The sequence below is a fragment of the Candidatus Pelagibacter bacterium nBUS_29 genome (assembly GCF_051200905.1).
Classification (GTDB): domain Bacteria; phylum Pseudomonadota; class Alphaproteobacteria; order Pelagibacterales; family Pelagibacteraceae; genus Pelagibacter.
Map to the genome: position 1 here is coordinate 62,460 of NZ_CP172843.1, position 26,033 is coordinate 88,492.

General features: G+C 29.8%; 32 protein-coding genes and 2 tRNA genes. 17 read left to right on the forward strand and 17 right to left on the reverse strand.

The features are described from left to right. Positions 1-2: 2 nt before the first annotated feature. From ACIJYA_RS00295 to rpmH, 6 genes are read right to left on the reverse strand one after another with little or no spacing between them, the layout of a single operon-like run. Complete coding sequence (locus ACIJYA_RS00295; RefSeq protein WP_435088504.1) at positions 3-674, reverse strand: pyrimidine 5'-nucleotidase; 672 nt, start codon at positions 672-674, stop codon at positions 3-5. Then, complete coding sequence (gene argB / locus ACIJYA_RS00300; protein WP_435088505.1) at positions 671-1,537, reverse strand: acetylglutamate kinase; 867 nt, start codon at positions 1,535-1,537, stop codon at positions 671-673. The genes ACIJYA_RS00295 and argB overlap by 4 nt, the downstream gene beginning before the upstream one ends. Further along, positions 1,537-3,213 (reverse strand): membrane protein insertase YidC, encoded by a 1,677-nt coding sequence (gene yidC, locus ACIJYA_RS00305; RefSeq protein WP_435088506.1) that lies wholly within the window; start codon positions 3,211-3,213, stop codon positions 1,537-1,539. The genes argB and yidC overlap by 1 nt, the downstream gene beginning before the upstream one ends. Next, the gene (gene yidD, locus ACIJYA_RS00310; RefSeq protein WP_435088507.1) at positions 3,213-3,464 is read right to left on the reverse strand and encodes a membrane protein insertion efficiency factor YidD; all 252 of its coding nucleotides are present in this window, start codon (positions 3,462-3,464) and stop codon (positions 3,213-3,215) included. The genes yidC and yidD overlap by 1 nt, the downstream gene beginning before the upstream one ends. Further along, a complete protein-coding gene (gene rnpA / locus ACIJYA_RS00315; protein ID WP_435088508.1) occupies positions 3,464-3,805 on the reverse strand; it encodes a ribonuclease P protein component in 342 nt (113 codons plus the stop codon). Before rnpA ends, yidD begins: the two co-directional genes overlap by 1 nt. 4 nt (positions 3,806-3,809) lie before the next feature. Continuing rightward, a complete protein-coding gene (rpmH, locus tag ACIJYA_RS00320) occupies positions 3,810-3,950 on the reverse strand; it encodes a 50S ribosomal protein L34 (protein WP_008545591.1) in 141 nt (46 codons plus the stop codon). A gap of 93 nt (positions 3,951-4,043) precedes the next feature. Between rpmH and ACIJYA_RS00325 the strand changes: the two genes are divergently transcribed. The 13 genes from ACIJYA_RS00325 (at position 4,044) to hisG (ending at position 12,744) form a co-directional block, all read left to right on the forward strand. Then, the gene (locus ACIJYA_RS00325) at positions 4,044-4,766 is read left to right on the forward strand and encodes a TVP38/TMEM64 family protein (protein ID WP_435088509.1); all 723 of its coding nucleotides are present in this window, start codon (positions 4,044-4,046) and stop codon (positions 4,764-4,766) included. Between the two features lie 177 nt (positions 4,767-4,943). After that, a complete protein-coding gene (locus ACIJYA_RS00330; protein WP_028036218.1) occupies positions 4,944-5,144 on the forward strand; it encodes a hypothetical protein in 201 nt (66 codons plus the stop codon). A 97-nt stretch (positions 5,145-5,241) separates the two neighbouring features. Further along, positions 5,242-5,796 (forward strand): dCTP deaminase, encoded by a 555-nt coding sequence (dcd, locus tag ACIJYA_RS00335; RefSeq protein ID WP_271507166.1) that lies wholly within the window; start codon positions 5,242-5,244, stop codon positions 5,794-5,796. A gap of 2 nt (positions 5,797-5,798) precedes the next feature. Next, the gene (gene murA, locus ACIJYA_RS00340; RefSeq protein WP_435088510.1) at positions 5,799-7,052 is read left to right on the forward strand and encodes a UDP-N-acetylglucosamine 1-carboxyvinyltransferase; all 1,254 of its coding nucleotides are present in this window, start codon (positions 5,799-5,801) and stop codon (positions 7,050-7,052) included. Then, a complete protein-coding gene (locus ACIJYA_RS00345) occupies positions 7,052-7,450 on the forward strand; it encodes a DUF2948 family protein (protein ID WP_435088511.1) in 399 nt (132 codons plus the stop codon). The genes murA and ACIJYA_RS00345 overlap by 1 nt, the downstream gene beginning before the upstream one ends. Then, positions 7,450-8,733 (forward strand): histidinol dehydrogenase, encoded by a 1,284-nt coding sequence (hisD, locus tag ACIJYA_RS00350; protein ID WP_435088512.1) that lies wholly within the window; start codon positions 7,450-7,452, stop codon positions 8,731-8,733. The genes ACIJYA_RS00345 and hisD overlap by 1 nt, the downstream gene beginning before the upstream one ends. Before the next feature lie 2 nt (positions 8,734-8,735). After that, positions 8,736-8,951: a translation initiation factor IF-1 gene (gene infA, locus ACIJYA_RS00355; protein ID WP_023649077.1), complete on the forward strand. Its 216-nt coding sequence runs from the start codon at positions 8,736-8,738 to the stop codon at positions 8,949-8,951. 5 nt (positions 8,952-8,956) lie between these two features. Beyond that, positions 8,957-9,031 (forward strand) — tRNA-Phe (locus ACIJYA_RS00360). 82 nt (positions 9,032-9,113) lie between these two features. Beyond that, entirely contained in the window at positions 9,114-9,326 is a 213-nt protein-coding gene (locus tag ACIJYA_RS00365) for a cold-shock protein (protein ID WP_435088513.1), read from the forward strand. Positions 9,327-9,548: 222 nt separating this feature from the next. After that, positions 9,549-9,623 (forward strand) — tRNA-His (locus tag ACIJYA_RS00370). 4 nt (positions 9,624-9,627) lie between these two features. Next, positions 9,628-11,022, forward strand: coding sequence for a histidine--tRNA ligase (hisS, locus tag ACIJYA_RS00375; RefSeq protein WP_435088514.1), 1,395 nt, complete (start codon positions 9,628-9,630; stop codon positions 11,020-11,022). Then, positions 11,000-12,052 carry an ATP phosphoribosyltransferase regulatory subunit gene (locus ACIJYA_RS00380; RefSeq protein WP_435088515.1) on the forward strand — a complete coding sequence of 351 codons (1,053 nt, stop codon included), beginning with the start codon at positions 11,000-11,002 and terminating at the stop codon, positions 12,050-12,052. Before hisS ends, ACIJYA_RS00380 begins: the two co-directional genes overlap by 23 nt. After that, positions 12,052-12,744, forward strand: coding sequence for an ATP phosphoribosyltransferase (gene hisG, locus ACIJYA_RS00385; protein WP_435088516.1), 693 nt, complete (start codon positions 12,052-12,054; stop codon positions 12,742-12,744). Before ACIJYA_RS00380 ends, hisG begins: the two co-directional genes overlap by 1 nt. Here hisG and ACIJYA_RS00390 read toward each other — a convergent pair. Continuing rightward, a complete protein-coding gene (locus ACIJYA_RS00390) occupies positions 12,727-12,858 on the reverse strand; it encodes a hypothetical protein (protein WP_435088517.1) in 132 nt (43 codons plus the stop codon). The genes hisG and ACIJYA_RS00390 overlap by 18 nt on opposite strands. Before the next feature lie 64 nt (positions 12,859-12,922). Between ACIJYA_RS00390 and ACIJYA_RS00395 the strand changes: the two genes are divergently transcribed. From ACIJYA_RS00395 to ACIJYA_RS00410, 4 genes are all read left to right on the forward strand, one after another. Further along, positions 12,923-14,020, forward strand: a complete 1,098-nt coding sequence (locus ACIJYA_RS00395; RefSeq protein ID WP_435088518.1) for a DNA recombination protein RmuC — start codon at positions 12,923-12,925, stop codon at positions 14,018-14,020. 37 nt (positions 14,021-14,057) lie between these two features. Then, on the forward strand, positions 14,058-14,744 hold the full coding sequence (locus ACIJYA_RS00400) for a hypothetical protein (RefSeq protein WP_435088519.1): 687 nt from the start codon (positions 14,058-14,060) through the stop codon (positions 14,742-14,744). Beyond that, positions 14,741-16,186 (forward strand): exonuclease domain-containing protein, encoded by a 1,446-nt coding sequence (locus ACIJYA_RS00405; protein WP_435088520.1) that lies wholly within the window; start codon positions 14,741-14,743, stop codon positions 16,184-16,186. Before ACIJYA_RS00400 ends, ACIJYA_RS00405 begins: the two co-directional genes overlap by 4 nt. Positions 16,187-16,253: 67 nt before the next feature. Continuing rightward, positions 16,254-16,571 (forward strand): thioredoxin family protein, encoded by a 318-nt coding sequence (locus ACIJYA_RS00410; RefSeq protein ID WP_028036230.1) that lies wholly within the window; start codon positions 16,254-16,256, stop codon positions 16,569-16,571. On the opposite strand, the gene ACIJYA_RS00415 is transcribed toward ACIJYA_RS00410, so the two are convergent. Genes ACIJYA_RS00415 through aroA form a run of 10 tightly spaced genes read right to left on the reverse strand, consistent with a single transcriptional unit; the run spans position 16,568 to position 26,030 of the window. Continuing rightward, complete coding sequence (locus ACIJYA_RS00415) at positions 16,568-17,836, reverse strand: bifunctional folylpolyglutamate synthase/dihydrofolate synthase (RefSeq protein WP_435088521.1); 1,269 nt, start codon at positions 17,834-17,836, stop codon at positions 16,568-16,570. The two genes, ACIJYA_RS00410 and ACIJYA_RS00415, sit on opposite strands and share 4 nt — an antisense overlap. Continuing rightward, entirely contained in the window at positions 17,790-18,722 is a 933-nt protein-coding gene (locus ACIJYA_RS00420) for an acetyl-CoA carboxylase carboxyltransferase subunit beta (RefSeq protein WP_435088522.1), read from the reverse strand. The genes ACIJYA_RS00415 and ACIJYA_RS00420 overlap by 47 nt, the downstream gene beginning before the upstream one ends. Before the next feature lies 1 nt (position 18,723). Then, positions 18,724-19,527 (reverse strand): tryptophan synthase subunit alpha, encoded by an 804-nt coding sequence (trpA, locus tag ACIJYA_RS00425; RefSeq protein ID WP_435088523.1) that lies wholly within the window; start codon positions 19,525-19,527, stop codon positions 18,724-18,726. Then, entirely contained in the window at positions 19,520-20,713 is a 1,194-nt protein-coding gene (locus tag ACIJYA_RS00430) for a pyridoxal-phosphate dependent enzyme (RefSeq protein ID WP_435088524.1), read from the reverse strand. Before ACIJYA_RS00430 ends, trpA begins: the two co-directional genes overlap by 8 nt. Positions 20,714-20,722: 9 nt before the next feature. Further along, positions 20,723-21,346: a phosphoribosylanthranilate isomerase gene (locus ACIJYA_RS00435; protein WP_435088525.1), complete on the reverse strand. Its 624-nt coding sequence runs from the start codon at positions 21,344-21,346 to the stop codon at positions 20,723-20,725. After that, positions 21,343-22,035: an orotidine-5'-phosphate decarboxylase gene (pyrF, locus tag ACIJYA_RS00440; protein WP_435088526.1), complete on the reverse strand. Its 693-nt coding sequence runs from the start codon at positions 22,033-22,035 to the stop codon at positions 21,343-21,345. The genes ACIJYA_RS00435 and pyrF overlap by 4 nt, the downstream gene beginning before the upstream one ends. Further along, entirely contained in the window at positions 22,025-22,315 is a 291-nt protein-coding gene (locus ACIJYA_RS00445) for an HU family DNA-binding protein (RefSeq protein WP_435088527.1), read from the reverse strand. The genes pyrF and ACIJYA_RS00445 overlap by 11 nt, the downstream gene beginning before the upstream one ends. A gap of 15 nt (positions 22,316-22,330) precedes the next feature. Next, the gene (locus ACIJYA_RS00450) at positions 22,331-24,058 is read right to left on the reverse strand and encodes a S1 RNA-binding domain-containing protein (protein WP_435088528.1); all 1,728 of its coding nucleotides are present in this window, start codon (positions 24,056-24,058) and stop codon (positions 22,331-22,333) included. Continuing rightward, positions 24,058-24,714: a (d)CMP kinase gene (cmk, locus tag ACIJYA_RS00455; RefSeq protein WP_435088529.1), complete on the reverse strand. Its 657-nt coding sequence runs from the start codon at positions 24,712-24,714 to the stop codon at positions 24,058-24,060. The genes ACIJYA_RS00450 and cmk overlap by 1 nt, the downstream gene beginning before the upstream one ends. Next, positions 24,714-26,030, reverse strand: coding sequence for a 3-phosphoshikimate 1-carboxyvinyltransferase (gene aroA, locus ACIJYA_RS00460; RefSeq protein ID WP_435088530.1), 1,317 nt, complete (start codon positions 26,028-26,030; stop codon positions 24,714-24,716). The genes cmk and aroA overlap by 1 nt, the downstream gene beginning before the upstream one ends. Positions 26,031-26,033: the final 3 nt, after the last annotated feature.

Genomic DNA, 26,033 nt, shown 5'->3' on the forward strand with positions numbered 1-26,033 from the left:
ATTTAATTGTTTTTTAATATATTAATTTCTTGAAGAAAAGAAGGCAAGTTCTTAATCTTGTAATCTATATATGGTTTGTCCGAGTCTTTTTTGGCAAAGGCTTCTTCATTTTCTAACCAACATGTTTTCATTCCTAAATTCTTAGCCTGCTCTAAATTGTGAGCGATATCCTCGATTAAAATTGATTGTTTTGGATCTAAATCAAACTTTTTAATTAATTTTTGATATGGATCTAAGTGAGGTTTTGGAACATAATTTGCATCAGTTATATCAAAAGCTCCATCAAATAAGCCATCAATACCAAGTTGTTTTGTGACATTTTCAACATGAGCATGGGAACCGTTAGTAAAAATAATCTTTTTTTCTTCTATCTTAATAAGTTCTTCTCTTAAAACTTCATCTTTTGGCAGCCAACTAATATCAATATCGTGAACAAATTCTAAAAATTCTTGTGGATTGATATTATCATGGTTCATTAAACCCGAGAGTGTTGTCCCATACTCATAAAAGTATTTTTTTTGAATTTCTTTTGCTTTTACAAGATCAACATTAAATTTTTCAGAGATAAATGAAGACATTTTTTTATCAACTTCAGAAAAAACCTGAGTTTGACCACTATAAAGAGTGTTATCAAGATCAAATATCCAGTATTTTATATTAACTAAATCTTTCATTGTCTTATCAGTGTTCCCGATCCTTTATCAGATAATAGTTCAAAAAGAATAGAATGGTTTTTTCGGCCATCAATTATTACAACACCTTTTACCCCATTACTTGCAACATCTAAACAATTGTTAATTTTAGGAATCATACCTCCAGTAATTGTTTCATTATCAATTAAATCTTTAATTGAAATTGAATTAATTTCAGGAATTAGTTTTTGACTATCATCTAAAACACCCTCAACATCACTCATAATTATTAATCTTCTTGCTTCAATTTTCTTTGCAATAGAGCCAGCTGCGGTATCTGCATTTATATTATAAGTTTGATTACTTTCATCTAAACCTAAAGGTGCAATTACTGGAACCTTTTTATCATTAACAATTTTGTCTATAATAGTTTTGTTAATTTTAGTGGGCGTTCCAACATATCCTAATTGATCATTTTCTCTAATTACATTAATGATATTATTATTTTTAGAGTTAATTGTTTCACTATTACAAGATTGTTTTTTTAAAGCTTCAACTATCTCTTGATTAAATTCTATTAAAACTTTCTCGACTACTTCAATTGTTTCTTTTCCTGTAACCCGAAGTCCTTTAATAAATTCACTATTAATTCCTAATTCATTTAATTTATTACTTATTCTTTTACCTCCACCATGTACAACGATAGGAATAAACCCCAACTTATTTAGTGTGGTAATATCTTTTATAAAAATATTAAATAAATTCTGATCAACTAGGACACTTCCACCACATTTAATAACGATGTATTCGTCATTATATTTTTCTAAATATTTTTTTACTTCATCAATTGAGGGACCATCAAATGGTAGTATCTTTTTTAACTCTTCTTCTTTGACTTCCAACATTAAGTGGTTGTTTTAATGGTAGTTCTTTTCATAATGAACACTTGTTGAGCCATTGTTAAAATATTATTAACAGTCCAGTAAATTACTAATCCTGCAGGAAATGGTGCCAGTATTACTGTTAGGAAAAGTGGAAAGAACATAAATATTTTTGCCTGCATAGGATCTGTCGGAGCAGGATTAAGTTTTTGCTGAATAAACATTGATACACCCATTGCAATAGGCCAAGCACCAATCATTAAAAATGAAGGAACATCATAAGGCAATAAACCAAATAAATTGAAGAGTGACGTAGGATCTCTCTCTGATAAATCTTGTATCCATCCAAAAAATGGCATTTGTCTCATTTCAATTGTTACAAACAGTACTTTGTATAATGCAAAAAATACTGGAATTTGAACTAGTATAGGCAAACATCCAGACATGGGATTAACTTTCTCTTTTTTATAAAGAGCCATCATTTCTTGCTGTAATTTCATTTTATCTTCTTTATGAAGATCTTTAAGTCTAGCCATTTCAGGCTGTAGAGCCTTCATTTTTGCCATACTTTTAAATGAGAAGTTTGCAAGTGGAAAGAATGCTAGTCTTATACAAAATGTAATTGCTATAATTGCCAGACCATAATTTCCTAATAATTTAAAAAAGTAATCTATGCCATGGAACAAAGGTTTTGTAATGAAATACAAAAATCCCCAATCAATTGCTAAATCAAATTTATCTATATTTAGAGACTCTGCGTATCCATCAATTACGTCTACTCTCTTAGCAGCTACTATTACTTGCAATTTATCTTCGATACTCGAGTTTCCTTTTAATTCTAGAGGTTCTGTACCTACAAAATTAGCACGAAACTTTTCTTTATAATCAAATGTAGTCTTGAATTCCTTACCACTTGGTGGAATCAATGAGGTTATCCAAAATTTGTCTGAAATTCCAAGCCACCCCTTTTGAGAAGTTTTTGAAAACTTTTCTTCTTGAATATCATCATAATCTTCTTCAATTAATTCTTCATCTAATGTTGCTATTAAACCTTCATGAAGAATGTAAAAATTGGAAATATCTGGAATTTCTTTTCTGATAATTTGACCATAAGTGTAAAAATCAAACTCTTTTTTAGTTGAATTGATTACTCTTTGATTAATTGTGAAAAGAAATTTATCATCTAAAGTTATTTCTTTCTCAAAAGTAATTCCTTGATCATTAGTCCATGATAATTTTACAGATGACCGGTCAGTTAATTTATTATTTCCTGATACAGACCAAACTGAATTAGAATTTGGAATATCAATATTTTTATCAGAAGTTATAAAACCACTCTCTATAAAATATCCATCTTTAGTATTTCTTGGTGTTAAAAGAGTAACTTTCTCTTCACTATTTAAAGCTACATTATATTCTTTAAAAGTTAAGTCATCGATTGCAGCACCCTTTAAAGAAATCGAACCAACTATATTTTGATTTTCAAATTGAATTCTTTTATTTTGGTTTAAAGCCTCTTCTCTTGTAATTTCAGTTATAGTCTCTTTTTGATCCAAACTAGGCGCATCTGAATTTTGTTCAGTTTTATTTTTTTCAGCTAAGTTCTCTTTTGTAATTGGGGGAGGCGCAAAAAATAAGCTATATAAAATAATAACTGCAGCAGACAAAGAAATAGCTGCAATAACGTTTTTAGTATCCATTATTTTTTAGCTCTCATTTCTTTTTTAACGGGATCAAAACCATCACCACCCCCTAAAAACTTTATAGGATGACATGATAATATTCTCTTTAAGCTCATTAAACTTCCTTTAACAAAACCAAATTCTTTTAAAGCCTCAATACTGTATTCAGAACAAGTTGGCAAATATCTACAAGATTGACCTAGCAATGGACTAATAAGAAATTTATATCCTTTAATAAATTTAATTAAAATATTTGTGAAAATGTTCATTATTTAATTTTTTCTAAATCCTGAAATAGAGTTTCTTTTATAATTTTGTACTCATTGTTTAGCATAGTTGACTTAGCAATAACAAGATATGAATAGCTAAATTTTAATGTTACTTTTTTTACTGCTTCATTAACAATATTTCTTAATCTACGTTTAATTTTATTTCTTTTTACTGCATTTCCAATTTTCTTTTTGGTCACAAAACTAATATTTAGTTTACTGTTATCTTTGTTGGTTAGATTGCCAAAAAAAATTGTAACGTATTTGTTAGAAATTTTTTTTTGCTTTAGTAGATTTTTGAATTCTTCGTTTTTTGAAAGAGCAAGTATTTTGCTTTTCATTTATCTAGACTGATACGGTTAACGATTTTCTTCCTCTTGCTCTTCTCCTAGCCAAAAGTTTCTGTCCACCCTTAGTCTTCATTTTTGATCTAAAACCATGTTTTCTGGCTCGTTTAACGTTAGATGGTTGATATGTTCGCTTCATAAAATGTGGTTAAAATTTATTAATTTTTCGCTCTTTATAGTAACTAAATATATAAATAGCAAATAGAAGATTATAGAATTAGCATTGTATTTAATGGAAAAAGCTAAAAAAATTAAATTATTTATAGGATTATTTTACCTAGTAGCTATTTGTATATTTTTATATTTTTTCTTTTCAAATTTTAGCCTTCAGGAATTAACGTCTTATGATTTCATTAGAGAAAATAGATCTTATTTTTTTGAACTTAAAAATTCTAATTTATTTTTATTATCAGTAATTTTTTTAGTTCTTACAATATTATGGGTATTTCCATTTTTGGGATTTGGGTCACCAGTTGCATTGCTAGGAGGATTTATATTTGGAAAATGGATTGGAACATTACTTGTTGTGTTTGGATTAAGCATTGGCGCAACCTTTATTTATTTGTTTGGCAATTATTTTTTAAAAGAATTTATTAGAGAAAAATTTTTAAGTAAATTCAAAAATCTTGAACAAAAATTTAAAAAATCTGAATTTATCTATTTATTAATATATCGTTTTATAGGAGGGATACCATGGCAATTAAGCTGTCTCCTGCCGACTGTTTTTAATGTAAAAGTGAATAATTTTTTCTTTGCAACTTTAATTGGAATTATACCTCAAATATTCTTAGCTGTTTCTATTGGTAGTGGATTAGAAAAAGTTATTGATCAGAACTCGGAAGTTCCTGAAATAACTGATATTATTTTTTCAGCAGATATTTATTTACCAATTCTAGCTTTTTTTGGATTAATTTTAATATCAATTTTTTTAAGAAAAATTTTCTACAAAGATTAATTATGGTGCTCCCACCCTGTACTGACCAGGAAATTAGTCATTACCAATGACTTGATATACCATTTATCTATAGGAGCTTATTAACAAAATAATATTTATTGATAATAAAGCATTTTTTTCAAAATATTGCCTTAATTTTTTGGTTATTATGCTTTATATCTACGTGAGGAAAATTTTATGGGAATTCATTACGATTATAAATCTACCAAAGGTAATAAGCTTATGGAGAAGCAAGCTAAAAGAGAGAAGAAGCTTGCAGAAAAAAAAGCTAAACGTTTAGCAAAAGAAGGCCCAAAAGAAGAGGAAGTTAAACCTAAAACTTTAGATGCCTCAAAGCCAATTACATTAGACTTCCTTACTAATCCAGATAAAGAATGAATTCAAAAGAAAAAAATGAGCGTTTAAGCTTAGCGTTAAGAAAAAATTTAAAAAAACGAAAACTTTTTCAAAAAAAAACTAAGAAGAAAACTAAATAATGTCAGTTCTTTCAGATAAGTGGATTAGAAAAATGTCTAAAGAAGAAGATATGATTTCTCCTTTTGAAGAAAAACAAGTCAGAGGTGACAGCATCTCTTATGGGCTATCATCATTTGGTTATGATGCTAGAGTTTCTGATGAATTTAAGATTTTTACAAATGTGAATTCAGAAATAGTGGATCCAAAAAATTTTAAACCAACAAACTTTGTTACAAAAAATGTATCAGAATGTATTATTCCACCAAATTCATTTGTTCTAGCCAGAACAGTTGAAAAGTTTAAAATTCCAGATGATGTATTGGTTATTTGTCTTGGCAAATCTACTTATGCAAGATGTGGGATTATTGTAAATGTTACACCCTTAGAACCAGGCTGGGAAGGGTACGTAACACTTGAATTTTCCAATACCACACCTTTACCTGCAAAAATATATGCAAATGAGGGTGTTGCACAATTTGTCTTTTTAAAGGGAAATGAAAAACCAGAAGTGACATATGCTGATCGAGATGGAAAGTATATGGGTCAAACTGGGGTAACGTTACCCAAAGTTTAGTTATGCAAAAACTAGAAGTCTTTGGAGCTAATAAGCTCAAAGGACAAATAAAAATATCAGGCTCAAAAAATGCATCCTTACCAATTTTAGCTGCAACTTTACTTTCAAGAAAAAAAATTTACTTAAAAAACTTACCTAGAGTAAAAGATATTGAGACGATGGCTAGTTTATTGCAATCCTTAGGTTCTAAAATTAAATTCAATCAGAACAACTTAGTCATTGATAATATAAAACAAAGAAAAAGTTTTGCACCTTACAGTTTGGTTAAAACTATGAGAGCAGGAATTTTAGTTCTTGGGCCTTTATTAGCAAAATTTGGTAAGGCAAAAGTATCTCTACCAGGAGGTTGTGCGATTGGTACTAGACCTGTTGACATACATCTAGATGCTTTATCAAAGTTAGGAGTTAAATATAAAATTGTTCAAGGGTATGTTCACGCAATCGCAGCAAAAGGATTAATTGGGAATAAAATTCGATTTTCAAAAATCTCAGTTGGTGCTACCGAAAATTTAATAATTGCAGCAAGTTTTGCTAAAGGAACAACTGTTTTAAGTAACTGTGCAATTGAACCTGAAATAAAAGATTTAGTTAATTTTTTAAAAAATATGGGATGTAATATTAAATGGATAAGCAAGCGTTCAGTAAAAATTGAAGGAGTATCAGAGGTAAAAGAAATTACTTATCAGGTTATGTTTGATAGAATTGAAGCTGGAACTTATTTGGTTGCAGCAGCTGTAACAGCAGGAAATTTAAAGATAAAACATATTATTCCAAAAATAATTCAAACAGAAATTAATACTTTAAAAAAAATAGGTGCAAAAATTAATGTTAAGAAAGATGAAGTTCATATTATTGGTAATAAAAAGATTAAAAATACGAACATCAAAACAGCACCATATCCTGGTTTCCCAACTGATTTGCAGGCTCAAATAATGGTATTGCTGTGTAAAGCTAACAAACAATCTGTCATTAAAGAAGATATCTTTGAAAATAGGTTTATGCACGTTGCTGAATTGAATCGAATGGGTGCTAAAATTTCTACTAATGGTAATACTGCTAAAGTTACTGGTAATATTAATTTTGCGGCAGCTGAATTGATGGCAACAGACCTAAGAGCCTCTGTTTCATTAATTTTAGCAGCCTTAACAACAAAAGGAAAATCAGTGATTAATAGAATTTATCATCTTGACCGTGGATATGAAAATATAGAAAAGAAACTAAAAAAAGTTGGAGCAAAAATTAGAAGAGTTAATTAATGGATAAGAAATATTTGGCAAAAATTATAGCTTCAGATAATGAAGGTTTACAAATGATTTCAGCATGTACTGCTGGAGCAAAAGTTAAAGTTTCAGATATAAAATACCTAGCAGAAAATAAAGTTTTCTTGATATCGATTGAGAGAACCAAAATTGAAACTGATCAGGATGATAAGAAAATTAACAGCATTTGCAGGTTTGATTGTGTAGATAAAGTTAAATCTAAAAATATAGATCAAAAAAATGAAGATTTAGTTTTAGAATTAATAGCAATAGATTATCTAAAAAATAAAGATGATTGTGAGATTAATTTAATTTTCAACAATAATGCTCACATTGCTTTGACTACAGAAACAATTGAAGTAAGACTGGAAGATCAAAACGAAATCAAAGATTAATGAAAATATTAAATAGTAATAATAAAAATTTTAATAAAAACTTAGATAGTTTGCTTTTACAAAGAAAGAAAAAAGTACAATCTAATTCAGTTTCGGTTTCAGGTATTATTAATGATGTAATAAAAAATGGAGATAAAGCTTTAGTAAAATATGAAAAAAAATTTAATCAAAACACTGTAATTATTCCTTCTCAAAAACAGATTTCTAATTCAATAAAATCACTTGATAAAAAAGTGAAGCAAGCAATTGATATTGCCTATAATAGAATTTACAAATTTCATTCACTTCAAAAATTTAAGAATATCTCTTACGTAGATAAGTATAAAAATAAACTTAAGTATAAATATATTCCCTTAGAATCTGTTGCAATTTATGTGCCTGGCTCAACAGCTTCATATCCATCTAGTGTATTAATGAATGCTATCCCAGCAATTGTTGCAGGAGTTAAAAGAGTTGTGATGATTAATCCAGGATTTAAAGGAAAACAAAATGCAGCAGTATTATATGCGGCACGTAAATGTAAAATTAAAGAAATTTATTCAATAGGTGGACCTTCTGCAATTGCAGCAGCAGCTTATGGAACAAAGAAAATAAATAAAGTTAATAAAATAGTAGGCCCTGGTAATGCTTATGTAGCAGCTGCTAAAAAAGAGGTTTTTGGTGATGTTGGAATTGAGGGAATGACTGCAGGCCCTTCAGAAGTCACTATTGTTTGTGATAAATTTTCAAATCCAGAATGGGTTGCAAGCGATTTAATCGGACAAGCAGAACATGATAATCTTGCTCAATGTATATTAATTTCAAAAGACAAATCCTTAATTGATAAAGTTAAAAATGAAATCTCTAAACAATTAAAGGAAATTCCAAGATCTTCTATTGCAAGACAAAGCTTATCAAGTAATGGAATTTTAATGCATATTAGTTCAGATAAGAAAATAATTGATGTTATAAATAAAATAGCACCTGAGCATTTGGAACTAAATGTTAAAAATTATAATTCATTTGTACCAAAAATTAAAAGTTCAGGATCTGTTTGTCTTGGAAAATATGCTGTTATGGCAATGACCGACTATAATGTTGGCTCAAACCATATATTACCAACCAATGGTTCAGCTAAATATTCAAGTGGAGTAAGTGTTAATGAATTTTATAAACGGATTTCCTTTATAAACTTATCTAAAAAGGGTATTGAAAGTCTTGGCCCTTCAGTTATAACACTTGCAAATTACGAAGGATTAGCAGGACACGCTCAATCTGTAAAAAAAAGAATTAGGAGAAAATAAAATTGTCTAAACAAGATTTGCTTGAATTTAAAGGAAAGGTCATGGACTTACTTCCAAATGCAATGTTTAGAGTCAAGCTAGAGAATGGGCATACGGTTACAGCTCATACTGCTGGTAAGTTGAGAAAAAACAGAATTAGAGTATTGCAAGGCGATAACGTGACAGTTGAGATGACACCTTACGACCTTACAAAAGGTAGAATAATCTTTAGGGGTTAATTTTTGCCTCGGTAGCTCAGGAGTAGAGCAGAGCCCTGAAAAGGCTTGTGTCGGAGGTGCGAATCCTTCCCGAGGCACCACCATCAACTTTTCATCTTGAAATAATTTAAAAATCAAATTAGCTTTATAAAATAATAAATAACATAGGGACTAAGAAATAAGATGAGTAAACTAACTGGTAAAATTAAATGGTATAATGGTAAAAAAGGCTATGGTTTCATCGAAAGAGATGACAAAGAAAAAGATGCCTTTGTGCATGCATCAGCAGTTAAAGAAGCTGGCATGAGATATCTAAATGAAGGGGACAAACTAGAATTTTCATTAGAGGACGGTCCAAAAGGTCCTTCTGCAGTTAATCTAAAAAAAATAGATTAATTTTAAATATTTCTAAGGGCGTTAAATCTGCAAAATAGATTAATGCCCTTTTATTTTTACTTGAATAATGACAATTATTGTCTAAAAGACTGTTCATGATTATAAATATTACATACAGAGAGACTTCAAGAAGCACTCATAGAATCTGTTTCCATAGCCTGTAGGCTATTTATTTATAATATAATTTTTAATCCACACAAAAATAATATAAAAACAAGGAATGCCTGGGTGGTGTAACGGTTAGCACGAAAGTTTGTGGAACTTTAAGTTTGAGTTCGATTCTCAGCCCGGGTACCAAAAAATGAATAAAGAAAATAAATTAGTACCTGGATTACCTTCAGGTTTTGAAGATCGTTGGGATAAAAAACTTCTTCTCAAAAAAAAGCTATTAAAAGCTATTGAGAATAATTTTATCAAGTTTGGAGCAGAAGCTCTTGAAACACCTTCGTTTGAAATTAGTGAAAATATAGGATCTTTTCTTGCAGAAGACGAGGCAAATCCTATGTCTGATGTATTCTCATTTCAAGACGGTGAAAAAAATATCACTCTTCGATACGATCTATCAAGTCCACTTGCAAGATTTGTTGCACAAAATAATCAAGAGCTACCTTATATTTATAAACGTTATGCTATTCAAAATGTATTTCGTAACGAAAAAGCAGGAAATGGACGTTACAGAGAATTTATGCAAGCTGACTTTGATATTGTTGGAAATGTTAATCCTGCTCAAGCAAATGCTGAACTTTGTAATTTAATATCAAGCACATTATCAGATTGTGGCTTAAACAAAGATCAATTTACAATAAATGTGAGTAATAGAAAAATAGTTCAAGGCTTAATTGATGAATTAAAAATTTCTGAAGAAAAACAAACTAAAGTCATTAGAGCAATTGACAAACTAGACAAACCTGGTTTTGGATTAAAGGGAGTTGAAGATTTATTAAAAAAAGAGAGAAAAGACCAAAGCGGAGCCATCACAAAAGGTGCAGAATTATCAGATGATCAAGCTGCACAAATATTAAATTTTCTAAAAATAAAAGATTTAAAAGAATTAAAGGAAACTTTAAAAAATCCATTATCTCAAGAAGGTATAAATGAATTAGAAAATGTATTTGAAGTACTTGGATATGGATCAAATTTAAATCAAGTTAAAACCAATTTTACAATCGTGAGAGGCTTAGCTTATTACTCAGATTTTATTGTAGAGACCAACTTAAATTTTAAAGTGACAAACAACAAAGGTAAAGAAGTAGATATTGGAAGCATATGTTCAGGCGGAGCTTATGCAAAATTGATATCAAGATTTAGAGGAGTAGATATTCCAGGAACAGGAATAAGTTTTGGTGTTGATAGATTGTTATTTGCTTTAATGCAGTTAGATCAAATTAAGGTTGAGGATCAAAAACCAGTTTTGGTTTGTGTCATGGATCAAAAATATTTGAAAAATTATTATGAATTAGTTGATCAATTAAGAGAAAATAATTTTAATGCTGAAATTTTTTTAGATAGTAAAAAAAATCTAGGTAAGCAATTAACCTTTGCAAATAAACGTGAATTACCAGTCGCAATTATTTGTGGAGAAAACGAGTTTAATGATAACACTGTAACCATTAAGAACCTTCGAGGTGTTAAGGGTGAAAACAACCAAACAATTCCAAAAGCTGATTTAATTAATGAAGTCAAAAAACTTATCTGAAAATATCCTTAGATCAGTAAAATCTAAAGGATTTAAGTATATTGATTTACCCTCAGTAATTGAGGCCAATCATATTGTCCAAAGATCAGGTGAAAACTTTAGAAAATTTATTTTCTCTTTCATTGATCAAAATGGTAGTGAGCTTTGTTTAAGACCTGACCTAACTATTGCATCATGTCTTAGATATCTAGAGAATAATTTTAATGGCAAAGAGAAGATTTTTTATAGCGGTCAGGCGTATAGAAAATCACAAAATAAAAAAGACTCTATAATAAGAGATCAAGTAGGTTTTGAGATAATAGGATCCAAGGACGAGAAGAATGATGATAAAGAAATCATAAACACTTCTCTAAAATCTCTACAAAATATTAAATATACATCAGGTACGTTAACAATTGGTAATGTTGAGATCTTTAATTTATTAATTTCAAAACTAGATATTCCAAAACGTTGGAAGTTAAGATTATCAAGGCATTTTTGGAGAGAGAAATATTTTAATGATCTATTAAAAAGATTAGAGACTAATTCAGATGTAGACCCAACCATTGTTGAGATTGATAAAAAAAGATATTTTCAAATGTTAAAAGAAGATCTATCCAAAGTCATCGCAGGAAGGTCAATTAATGAAATTTTAAAAAGATTTGATAATAAGATTAGGGACCCACGAGGAGCAAAAAAAGGTGAAAATGTTTCAAAGATTATTAAAGAGTTTTTAAAAATTAAATGCCCAATTAATAAAGCTGCAAATGAACTAAATAAATTTTTTAAAAAGAATAAGATCAATTTAATAGTTGATCAAAAATATTTTCCAATCTCAAATAATAAAATATCAAAACTTAATGTTGTTTTCTCAGCTTCATTTGGAAGACAATTAGAATACTACACAGGAATGGTATTTAAAATTGACATCAAATCTAAATCAAAGATCAGAAATATAATTAATGGTGGAAGATATGATAAATTAATTTCAGATCTTGGGGCCAAAAATCAAGTAGCAGCAGTTGGAGCTGCTTTAAATTTAAATTACTAATGAGCAAAAATATAATTAATATTGGTATTCCAAGCAAAGGTAGACTTAGAAAAGATATTCTAAAAATATTTAAAAAAAATAAATTAAGTTTAGTTTCTGAAAGAGGAGAAAGAGATTTATTGGGATCAATAAAACAATTAAAGAATATTAAAGTTTTATATCTCCATGCCAGAGAAATAGTTGAAAGACTTGGAGATGGTTCATTAGATCTTGGTTTTTCAGGATATGATTTATTAAAAGAGAGTGAAGTAAATATTCAAAATAAAATTAATGTATCTAAAAGATATGATTTTGGAAAAGCAACTTTAGTTGTGGCTATTCCTGATCCTTGGATTGATGTTCAAACAGTTGCAGATTTAGAAGAAATTGCATTTGAATTTAAAGATAAAAAGAAGAAAAGATTAAGAGTTGCAACCAAATATCCAAACTTAACTAGAGAATTTTTATTCTCAAAAGGAGTTACTCAATTTAAATTAGTTGGAAGTTTGGGAGCTACTGAGGCTTATCCGTTCACAGGATCAAGTGAAATTATCACTGACATAACCTCAACTGGTGAGACTTTAAAAGCCAACAATCTTCGTATTTTAAAAGATGGTGAGATCTTAGAATCTGTAGCTTGTATGATGACATCAAAATCATCTGTTAAAAAACCAGAAGTTAAAAAATTAATTAAACTACTTTCTAAGAATTAGATCTTTCCAATAAATTAAAATAATCTTAATAATATCAAGGTTTCTGGCAACAGCATAAAGTGCTACAACAGCCCCAATAATAAATACAATTTTTAATATTAAGAATAATTCCATCGGATAAATTTTAAATATTTTAATATATTAATCAAATTTTCATATAAAATAAAATAATAGAATCATGGATATAATTTTAATCTCATTGTTAGTTTTACTAGTAGGAATTGCTTCGGTAATTCTTTATTTAAATTTAAGATCCAAGCCTAAAGACGAGAATGAAAATAAGGAAGCTGAAGAGATAGCTAATTTAAAGACTGAAATACAAAGTTTAAAAGACACCTTAAACAATACTATTAACACCTCGCTGGGTTCAATGTCGACTTCATTTAACAACTTATCTACTGGTGTTACTAAAGATATGACAGAGGCTTTGACTAAAGTTGACGAAAAAGTTGGAAACTTTAATAGTCAGGTTGAATTATTAAATAAAAGCCAAGAGAGTATAACTAAAATTTTAGCTGGTGTTAAAAAGTATGGAACTCTTGCTGAGTTTAGTTTGGATGCTTTGATTAAAGATTTATTACCAGCTACTCAATTTATGACCAATGTAAAGATGAAAGAGGACACAAGTGAAAACGTTGAATTTGCAATTAAGCTTCAAGGCGATGTTTTAGTTCCAGTTGATAGTCATTTTCCAGTAGAAAAATTCAAAGCAATTACCGATGGTCATGACGCGCAGGACAAAAAAGCTGTTGCAGATGCTAGAGCAAAATTGGCCACTGCTTTTAAAGCTAAAGCTAAAAGTGTTAATGAAAAGTATATTGTTCCACCAAAAACTACAGATTTTGCAATTGTATACGCTCCAACTGAAAGTTTATACAAAGAATTAACTGAATACCAAGATCCAAGCACTAAAGAGTTATTAACTCAAGAATTAATGAAAAAACATAAAGTAGTAATCTGTGGACCCAATACGCTTTCAGCTTACCTGCAATCTTTGCATATGGGATTTCAATCTTTAAAAGTTCAAAAAGGTGCAACAGAAATTTATAATCATTTAAAAACAATAAGTTCAAGATTTGGAAAACATTTTGAAAACATAGTTTCTCTTAGAAAAAAATTAGAAGAGGCCATGTCTGTTGTGGATAAGTTTGGGACAGACGCAAGATCAATTACTAGAACACTTGAAAGTATTAAAGATCCTGAACAACTTGAAAAAGCAGTCCAAACAGAAAATGTAGAAAAATTTGTTGATCGTTCAAAACAAGCAAATAATTAATTTCTTTTTTTCTAAAATAGCGAATATAAGAAATCACATGGAGTGGAATAATAAATATATTTATCCAAAATCAACTAGATCAATAGTAGATGGCTCAAGGCATTACTCTGTAAATGAAGAACGATTACCTTCAGTGACAACTATTTTAAAAGCAACTGAGTCTGAAGAAAAAAAAGCATCTCTTCAAGCTTGGAAGCAAAGAGTAGGTCATAAGCAAGCAGCAATTATTACTCAAGAAGCTAGTAGCAGAGGTAGTTCAATGCATGAGTATTTGGAAAAATTTCTACTTGGAAAATTAAATTTAGATTTATTGGGAGATAACACTAGAGAGCGAATGATGGCTGATCAAATCATTGAAAATGGTTTAAGAAATAAATTGGATGAAATTTGGGGCTGTGAAGCAACATTATATTACCCAGGTAAATATGCAGGAGCTGCAGACTGTGTGGGTGTCTATGAAAATAAAGAGACAATTATAGATTTTAAACAAAGTAATAAGCCCAAAAAAGATGAGTGGATTGATGATTATTATTTGCAATGTAGTGCTTATGCTTTAGCACATGATACTGTACATGGATCTAATATCACTCAGGCTGTTATTTTACTTTGTACAAAAGACAATATGTTTCAAAGGTTTTTAATAGATGGTGAAAGATTAAAAGATTATCAAAATAAATTTTTAGAAAAAGTTGAACAATTTTATGCACAAAGGAGAGCAAATTGAATTACGTAGTATGGGATATTGAAACAGATTCTGCTCAAACAGATTGGGCAACTATTATTGAAATAGGTGGAATATTATTAGACGAAAACTTTAAAGAACTAGAGCGTTTTTCAGCAAGATGTAGACTACCCCAAGATAGAGTTCCAAGTGCTACCGCTCTTTGTATTAATAAATCAAATGTCGACTTATTAACCAAAGGCAATCTAAGTCATTACGAAATGTTAACTCAGGTGGAACAAAAATTTAGACAATGGTCACCTGCAACGTTTTTGGGTTATTCAAGCATCAACTTTGACGATGAAGTAATTAGAAAAGAATTTTTTAAATCTTTAAGAAAGCCATATTTGACAAATACTGAGGGAAATGTTCGTCATGATGCTTTAAATATTGTTAGAGCAGCATTTGCTATAGATGATGATGTTTTGAAGACAGAATTAAATCCTAAAGGAAATAAATCAATGAAGCTAGAGTCTTTAGCTAGATTAAATGGCTTCGAATCTGCTGGTGCTCACTCTGCATTATTTGATACAGAACTTACTGTTAAGATTTTAGATTTAATTAAACAAAAACAACCAACACTGTGGCAAGAATATTTTAAAACAAGCAGCAAGGTTATTGTTGAGAATATGGTCAAGCAGGAAAAAATATTTACATTGAATGAATATTTTTATGGAACAAGCCGTTTATATTTGTGTGCTCCACTACATCCAAATGCTTGCATGCATCCAATTTATAAATGGGGTCAAGCAGTAGATTTAAGAGTTGATGTGGAAGCTATTCAAAAATTAAATTATGAAGATTTAAAAAAAGAGATGAAAAAATCTCCTAAGTTTTTAAGAACTATTAGATCAAATAAAGCACCAATAATTTTAGATCAAAGTTTTGGAATGAAAGTTGAGCCTTATAGTAAACTAGATCCAAACCTAATTAAAAAAAGAGCTGAGTTAGTTAAAACTAACGAAAAGTTCTCACAAGATATTTGTAATATTTTAAGAGAAGCTGCAGAAGAGAAAATGGAAATTTCTTCACAAGAGGATATTGAACCAGAAGAGTCTATTTATTCAGGAGGATTTACCTCTGCTAAAGACCAAGCTTTATTTCCTAAATTTCACACAGGTAACTGGAAAGAAAAATTTGCACTATTAGATAAGTTTGATGATCAAAGACTTGTTACTTTTGGTCATGGATTGATATTTAATGAAGCACCTGAAATTTTACCTAAAGAAATTCATAAAAAAATTAAACGTCGTATAGCTTCAAGAATTTTAAGTACCAATAAAGAGAAATGGTGGACAATTTCTGCCTTTTATTCAGAATGCGATGAGATTAGAGAAAATGAAGACAAGATGTTCTCCTTTAAAACAGTAGATGAAAAGCTTCAATTTCTTGATGGAATTAATGATTATGTGATGAATTTAGAGCAAAAGTATTCTGAGGCTTAATTTAATAAATCAAAAAAAGTTTACTTTTGCCCATTGAATAATCAATTGAATCAATTATATCAGATATATGCTTAATGATTTTAAAGACGACGATTTTGATAGTAAAATAAAAAACGAAGATATTTCAGTTATTCAGTTTAGTGCTGCTTGGTGTGGACCTTGTAAAGCTCTTGTTCCAGTAATGACTAAGCTTTCAGACGAATACAAAGATAAAGCTGGTTTTTATTACGCAGACATCGAAGATGGTGGAATTAATACTGGAAGCGCTGCAGGGATAAGAGGTGTGCCGACAGTTATAATCTACAAAAAGGGTGTCGAAGTAGATAGAAAAGTTGGTGGAGTTCCCGAAAGCCACATGAAAGAATTTTTAGATAAAAATATCTAATTTAAATTCAATACTTCCCCAGCAAGGTACAAAGATCCTGTAATAAGGATTATGTCGTTTTCCTTGACCGGAATTGATCTGATAGCATCCTCTATACTTTCTTTGTAATTGATATTTTTGAAGCTATTTAACTTATCTTTAAGCTCCTTTCCTCTTATGGAGTTTGGTTGATTAGGAATATCAATAGTTGTCAAGGTTGTAATATCCTTAAAGTAACTCATATACTCATTATGATCTTTGTTAGCCATCATCCCAAGAATAATATGTTTGTTACAATTTAAACTTTCCAAGTATTCATTTAACACTTTTGCACCTAAAGGATTATGAGATCCATCAACAAAAAGCTGATGATCTTTAACAAGCTCTTTAAGGTTGCCAGATTTGATCTCTTGTAATCTTGCAATACTATTTATTTTTGTAATTCCTTTTTGAATGTGATCATCTTTTATATCAAATTCCTTTAAAGTTCTTAGAGCAGCTATAGCTGTTGAGACATTCTCTAATTGAAATTGACCTTTTACATTTGGCATTGGTAACTTTATTCCTCCAAATCGATCTTCATAATAAAAGAAGTCATTTTCTTTCATGGTAAAGCTATAATCTTCATTATAAAAAATTTTGTTTGAACTATTACTTGAGATTGTCTTTTTGATATGGTTTGTAATTTCTTTATCACTTTGTTTGGCAACAATAATATTTGAGTTTAAAAGAGTTGAAGTTTTCTCATAAATAATTTTTTCAACAGTCTGTTCGTTCTCAGGTAACCAATCTAAATGATCAAGACCAATTGAGGTTGCTATACTTGCTAGATTATTCTTTAAAATATTAGTGGCGTCAAACCTATGAAATAGGCCAGTTTCTATCAAATTTATATTGTCTGGATATTGAGAAGCTTTTAAAAAATAAGCTGCAGTTAGTATTTCAAAAAAGGTAATAGGTTCATTATTGTTAGCGCTTTCAATTTCTTCAAATAATTTTGCTAATTCTTCATCGTTAAGTTGTTCATTATTAAAAACAAACCTTTCATTGATACTTTTAATATGAGGACTTGTGTAGATATTACATTTTATATTTGCTTCTTTTAAAATAGCAAACATTGCTTGGATTGTTGAATACTTACCGTTTGTGCCAACAATTGAAATGGCCTTAAGTTTATCTTGAGGGTTGCCTAATCTTTTACAGAGATCTTGAATACGATCTAAACTTAGATCTATTTCTTTAGGATGCAGCTCTTGTAAGCGACTGACTATCTTCTGAAGTTTCATTTTGTTCAGAGCTTATAACAGAATTTTGTTTTAACAATATTGATAATAAAGTTCCTATTTTTAACACAAGATCTTTACGTTCAACAATTAGATCAACGAAACCTGTTTTTTCAACATATTCACTTTTTTGAAATCCTTCAGGTAATTCCTCTTTAACAGTTCCTTGAATAACTCTAGCACCTGCAAAAGCTATTAAGGCACCTGGTTCTGCAATATGAATATCTCCCAACATTGCATAAGAGGCTGTAATGCCACCTGCTGTAGGATCGGTGATGCATACTAAATAAGGTAAACCATTTTTCTTTAATTCATTGATTGCAAGAGTTGTTCTGGTCATTTGAGACAATGAAATTAAACTTTCCATCATTCTCATTCCACCACCAGCACTAATACATATAAAAGGAGTTCTGTTTTCTATAGCATGTTGAATGCCATATAAAAAAGCTTCTCCCTCAGCTGCAGCCATTGAAGCACCTAGAAAGTCAAAGTCTGATGCAACTGCTGTTATCTTAATATTGTTGATAGTTCCACAAGCAACCATCATTCCACATTCCATACCCGTTTTTTTACGAGCACTTTTTAATCTATCTTTATAAGATTTAGAGTCAGTCCAGTTTAAAGGATCATCTTTTGGAATAGGGGTTTTAAATACTTCATAATTATTTTTACCAAATAAAATATCAAATCTTTGGCTAGGCTTTATTCGGTGATGCTTGTTACAATCAGGGCAAACCCATAAGTTTTGCTCTAAATCTTTTTTTAGAATGGGACCTCTACAACAACTAGTCCAATCACTTTTTGCAATATCTTCTTTCGAAGCTCTTTCATGTAAAGCAGTTTTGATCTTCTCTCCTGCCTTGATTATTTTAGTTATCCAATTGACCATATTAATTTAATTCTTCTGTAAAATTTTTTACTAAATTGCCTAAACTTTGTGGTAAATCTTTGTTCTTAATATTATCTTGAATATATTTCACAAATGCCGATCCAACAATAACGCCATTACAACCACTATTTGCCATTTTTTTAGCATCTTTAGGACTTTTAATTCCAAATCCAGAGCAAATAGGGATGTCAGTTAAATTTCTGATTCTTTTTACAAAATTTGTAACATCAGTTTCGTTTGCTGATTTAACTCCTGTTACACCCGAAACATTGACCTGGTACAAAAATCCAGAGGCTATATTAACAATATCCTTTAGCCTGTTATCATTGGTGGTAGGAGCAGCTAGTTTAATAAGTGATAATCCGTTTTTATTTAGAGTTTCCCTTAGTTGATTTTCTTCTTTCAACTCATGAGGGGCATCCACAACTAAAACAGCATCAGCGCCAGACACTTTAATATCGTCTACAAAGTTTGAAATAGGATACTTGTATAAATTAGCAATATAGCCCATCAATACAATTCCCACATCTTGATTATAATCTCTTATATCCCTAACTAGTTTAATAATATCATTAAGATTATGTCCATTATTCAATACATGGTCATGAGCAGCTTTAATTATAGGTCCTTCTGCACTTGCTTCAGATGTGCAGTATCCAATTTCCAATATAGACACCCCATTATCAATTGCTTGCTTGATCAACTCTAAACTTATTTCTGGAGTTGGGTAGCAGCCTACAAAATAAGAAACTAATTTTGTTTTAGGAGTAGGTGACTTAAAAATTTTATCTAATCTTTCACTCAAAATCTTTACCAATATGTTCTTGAATTGTGTCTAAATCTTTTTCACCTCTGCCGCATAGGCTAAGGCATATGATATAATCTTTAGGCTTATCTTTTGCTTGTCTAAAAATGATTTCAGCAGCACCTGCCATAGGTTCTAAAGCTGAACAAATCCCTTCTGTTTGTGCAATCATTTTATAGGCATCTAGCATTTCTTGATCAGTTGCAGATGAGTAGATGACAGCTTTTTGATCTTTTAAATATGAATGCATAGGCCCAACTGAAAAATATGTTATTCCAGCACCTAAACTCATTCCACCTAAAGATTTAGCACCATCATCAGTCTGCAACATATAAGTTTTCATACCCTGCATAATTCCAGGTGTACCATTTGATAATGCAGCAGTTTCTGCTGCTTCAACTCCTATTTTTGTAACACTAGGTTCATCTAAGAATTCGTAAATAGCTCCTGCAAAATTTGAGCCACCTCCAACACATCCCACAATCATATCTGGAATTTTTCCTTCTTGTTCTATTGATTGCTCTCTTATTTCTTTTCCAATAATACTTTGAGCGAATGCAACTAGTTTAGGAAAGGGTGCTGATGATACAGCAGACCCACATATGTAAGCATAATCTGGATTGCTAGACCAAATTTTAATCGCGGATGTAATAGCTTCTTTAAGAGTACCAGGAACCGTTTCTAATTTTGCACCATAATGTTTTGCTTTAATGATATTTTGATTAACTCTCTTTACATCAACGTCACCCATTACACCTATTAAAGGCATATTGAATTTTGCAGCAACTGCAGCTGTCGCACTATAATGTTGTCCAGCTCCAGACTCACAAATTAAATGAGTTTTACCCATTCTTTTTGCAAGCAAGACCTGAAATAGACTGTTATTAATTTTATGACTTCCAGTATGATTTAAATGTTCTTGCTTAAACAAAATTTTTGCACCACCTAATTTTTTTGTTAGATTTTCTGCATAATACAATGGTGAAGGTCTTCCAATGTAGTGTTTACAATAATAAGCATATTCATCTAAAAAATCCTTATCTTTAACAGCTTCTTCAAACCCTTTACTTAATTCATGAAGTGCTGGCATTAGTGTTTCACCAACTGCCATTCCGCCCATAGCAGCGTCACCATCGCCGTAATAACCTAATTCATCTGGGCCTGTTTTTAACGAATTTTTTGTCATAGATAATTTTTAAGAACTTATATTATGGACTGTATTTAAAAACTTATCAATTTTATTTATATCCTTAATACCTTTTTCTGACTCCAAATTGCCACTGACATCTATCAAAAAAGGCTTATCTTTAAAAATATTTAAATCATCAGTTTTGATGTTACCAGCAACCATAATTGGTTTTGAACTATTTATATTGTCTAAAAAATCATGATTAAAAGACTCAGTTTTTTCATAACCTTTAGAGTCAAAAAGTAATATGTCAGAAATATCTTCAAAATTTTTGTATTTATTAATGTCATTTTGATTAGAAACAGTAAGAGCTGAAATAATCTTTTTATTATACTTTTGTTTAATCTTTTTTACTTCTTCGGGTGCACAGTCATAAATTTGATAATAATCAAAAGGTAGATGTTTAATTTTTTCTAAAATTTCCTCATCCGGTTTTACTAGCACTGCTACAAAATTAGATTTCTTTTTATCTAATATTAATAATTCGTTTAGCTTTTCAACCTCAACATATCTTGAGCTTTTTATATAATTACAAATGAAACCAATAAATTGAGGTGGATAGGGATGATTGATTATAAAATCAAGAGTATCAAGATTTGAGATCCCACAGATTTTAGACCCCTTGATCATTTATTTAAGTGGTCAATTAATCTTTGGGTATTATTCTTAATATTTCCTTTAATTAACGATCTTCCCATTACAATACCTGACACATTATTCTTAAAAGCATCATTAGGGGTCATTACTCTTGATTGATCGTTAACACTATCACCAGGCAATCTTATTCCAGGTGTTACAATAAATAATTTTTTAAATTTTTTTCTAACCATTTTCGCTTCTTGTGCAGAGCAAACTATACCATCACAACCTGATTTTTTTATTAAACCAGCCTGTTTTAATACTAATTGCTCTACAGACTTTGTGTATCCTATTTCTTTAAGAGATTTATTATTTAAACTTGTCAGAATTGTAACAGCAAGTACTTTTAAATCTTTATTAATTGATTTTGCTTTTTTTTTAATAACTTTTAGCATTTCCAGACCACCATTTGAATGCACAGTTATATATTTACATTTTTTTAAATCTTTTAAGCTGTCTAATGCAGATAATGCTGTTTGTGGAATATCGTTAATTTTTAAATCTAGCCAAAAGTCTTTTTTAAAATTTTCTAAAAATTTTCTTCCATTTTTTGAATAAAAAAATTGCAGGCCAAATTTTGGAATAACTTTGAGTTTATTTGTTTGGGTTTGTTTTATTATTTTTTTTATTTCACTTAAATTAGAAGTATCACAAGCAACAAAAATTTTTTTATGTTTCATCGTTTAATTTTTTAAACAAGTCTTTTGACATTTTAAAGTGAATTGTTTTCTTTTCTGGTGTGTTTACTTTTTCACCTGTTTTAGGGTTTCTTGAGATACGAGCTTTTTGGGTATTTGTTGAAAACACCCCGAAACCCCTTAGCTCAACTCGATCACCTCTTTTAAGGGCACGTTTAATTTCACTTAAAATTATATTAGTAAATTTTTTGAGGTCTTTTTTTAAAAAATTAGGATAGTTTTCGGAAAGTTGTCTTAAAAGCTTTGATTTTACAATAGCCAATTTAAAATCTTCTGTTTACTCTTTATCTTCTTCTTTTTTCTTTAAATCTTCAGAAAGAGATGAGAATGGTAAGTTTTTACCAGATCCCTCAGATCCATATTTGTCCAAAGCTTCTTTTTTCTCAATTTCTTCTAATAGTTTAATACTTAAAACTACTTTTCTTTTATCTTTTTGAATTTCTTTTATAGCAACATCAACTTTTTCACCACCTGTCCATCTTGACGGCCGGGCATCTGCTGAATTTATAGCAATCTCTGATTTCTTAATTTGAAAATCCATTTCACAATTTTCAGGTCTTACAGTTAAACCTTTGTTATCAGTAGATATAATTTTGACAGTAATAGTTTGATTTTTTTCCTTATCATTAAAGTAATCAAAAGGATCTGCTTGAGTTTGTCTTAAACCAACTCTAATTTTTTGTTCTGAAGCTTTTACCTCAAGTACTTTAACTTTAATTTTATCACCTTTTTTGTACTTCTCTAATTCTTCTTCACCATTGTTAAGATAAGTTAAATCATTGCAGTGCAAAAATGCATCGACATCTAAGTCTTCAACTTTTACAAATAGTGAGTATTCATTTTTATTTACTACTTCACCTTCAACAATTGTTCCAACAGGATATTTTGTCTCAAATGTTTCAAATGGATTGTCCTGAGTTAATCTGTGTGAGATTGCAACACGTCTTTTATCTTTGTCAATTTCAGTAATTATACAGTCAATCTCATCTCCAATTTTAAACATTTTTTTAGCTGAAACATTTTTCTTAGTCCAACTTAGCTCACTTGAGTGAAGTAATGTTGTAAGTCCTGGTTCTAATTCACAGAATGCACCAAAGTCCATTAGCTTAACAACTTTAACTTTATAGATTTTATTTAACTCATAGTTTTCAATATGCTCAAAAGGATCTGGAGATAGTTGTTTTACAGAACAGCCAACTTGTAGTTTTTCTTTATCCACTGTAATAACTTTTAAATCATGTTTTTCACCGATGTTAAAAACTTCATCAGGGTGATTAACTCTAGAATAAGAAATTTCTTGCAAGTGGACTAAAACATCTAGCTCGCCATTTACGTTAAAGAAACATCCAAAGGAGCTATAACCTTTAACCTCAGCACCCCTAATGATATCTCCAACTTTATATTTTTCAATAATTTTTGCTTTATCCTCTTTTTTAAATGAAGAAATTATTTCTCTTCGGGACACACAAGCATTTCCTCTAACTTTATCTAATTTAATTAAAGCAAATTTTTGAGGTTCGTTTATTAAATGGCTAATATCTTTTAATGGCTTATCACTAATTTGTGATCCAGGTAAAAACATGAGAGAACCAGTATCGATATGTTCTACAATACATCCACCTTTGCATTTTGATGTAATTTTACCCATGATTGGTTCATTTTTTTCATAAGCTTCAACAAGCTTGTCCCAACCTTTAATTTTTTGAGCTTTGCTAGCAGAAACTAACACTTCGCCATGTTTGTCCTCTATCTTTTCTAATAATACTGGAATAGTTTCACCAACTTTAATCTTTTCGCCAAGACCCATGCTCTTTAGTTCATTTACATCAAGTACGGGTTCACTTTTTAAGCCCTCAACAAATAAGAAAACAAATTTTTCAGTAATTTTGTTAATCTTACCTTCAATGATTTTACCTTCTTCAATTTGGATTTTAGAAAGTTGGCTGTTTAGTAATTTCTCGAATTCTTGTGATGCTGGATTTGAAAGATCTTTGTATATTTCCATTAAGTATTAATTGTCCTGTCTATAATTTTTTTTATTTTTAAAAAACACGCTCTTTTAGTAAGTTTCGATGTATTTAGCAACACCGAATCTTTAGTTTTCTTTAAAGGTGATATTTTTCTATTATAGTCATTTTTATCACGTTTTTGGATACTTTTTAATACTTCTTGGAAAGAAATTTCCTTCTTTAGACTTTTTAGCTCTTTATATCTTCTCAGAGCTCTTGTTTTTACATTTGCTGTAATAAAAAATTTAAAATCAGCATCTGGTACTATGTTGTAAGTGATATCTCTTCCATCAAGACATGATCCTTTGTAGTTTTTTGGAGGGTTATAAGCAAAATTTAACTGGAAAGAATGAACAAGTTTTCTTGTGCTTTTTACTTTTGATATAATTGACGCTTCTGTTCCAACCTCATCTGACAACAGGGCTTTATTTGAAAGATCTTTTACTTTGAGTGTTTTAATTTTAGATTTGATAAAGTTTTGATTAAACTTTTTTGGAAATTTAATTTTTAGATAAGCAATCATTCTATAAATTTTTCCAGTATCTAAATAAAAAAGATTGTAATGTTTAGATATTGCCTTTGCTAATGTCCCAGCTCCTGCAGCAGCTGGAGAGTCGATTGCAATTTTAATAATATTTTTTCTTTTAACCATTATTTTTTTAAATCATTTATTATATTCAAGAACGTAGGAAAGGAAGTTTTAATAGAGTCCTTATCATGAATATTCCAAGTTCCACCGAAAACTGAGGCTGCGATTACACTGGTCATGAAAACTCGATGATCTTTTAGATAGTCCTTAATAACAATCTTTTTATTAATTTTTAAGTTAGGGTTGCCAAATATCTTTATTGAGTTATCAGTTGTTATTGTTTTAATTCCCATTTTGTTCAAAATTTTTGCACCCCATTTCAATCTAGGACTTTCCTTCTGGTTAAGCTCACCAATATCTTTAAAGTAAGAAACTCCACTTGCTTTAGCAGCAACTAAAAAAATTGTTAAAAATTCATCAATGGCTCCACTATTTAATTTGGGTGGGCAATTAATCGCTTTAAGCTTTTTTGTACTAGTAATTGAAACATCAGCTATTAGCTCACCTTTGTAATTCTTTTTATTCTTAAATTGGATGTTAACACCCATTTTTTTCAAAATAGTTATTATACCAATTCTAGATGGATTGATGTTTACGTTTTTAATCAATAATTTTGAGTTACTAGATAGAGCAGTTAAAACAATAAAAAAGGCACTTGAGCTAATATCTGAAGGTATCTTATAATTTAAAGGCTTTATTTTTTTAACTTTTTCAACTTCTATTAAATCATAGTTTTTTTTCTTATTAACTTTTAAAGGTAGCTTTAAATATTTACACAAAAGTTCAGTATGATTTCTTGACTTTTTTGCTTTGATAAAAGTTTTTCCTTCTGTCTTTAAACCTGCAAAAATAACACTACTTTTACATTGTGCTGAGCCTTTGTTCTCTAAATAATTAATTGGTAAAGAACTTTCATTTCCCCTTATTGTTAAAGGCAATCCTTTATTTGTTAGTTTAATATCTGCGCCAAATTTTTTTAACGGTTCTGCAATTCTATTAAAATCTCTTTTAGACAAACTTTTGTCCCCAATAATTTTTATTTTATGAGGCGTATCAATCAGAAGACCCATAATTAATCTTCCCAACGTTCCTGAATTTTCTGAATTAATTGTTATATTTTTTCTATATTTGTAGCCACTTGGTCCATTACCAATGATTGTGCAATAATTTTTATTAAATTTTACTTTTGCCCCTAGTTTTTTTACTGCATTGATCGCAGCAAGAACATCTTCAGATAAAAGTAAATTATAAGCTTTAGATTTACCCTTTGCTATTGAAGAAAACAAAACCCATCTAATACTTAAGCTTTTATCTCCTGAAACAGTTATGCTTTTATTAAAGTTATCGATCCTATTTTTTACAGTGATTTGATTAGTCATTAA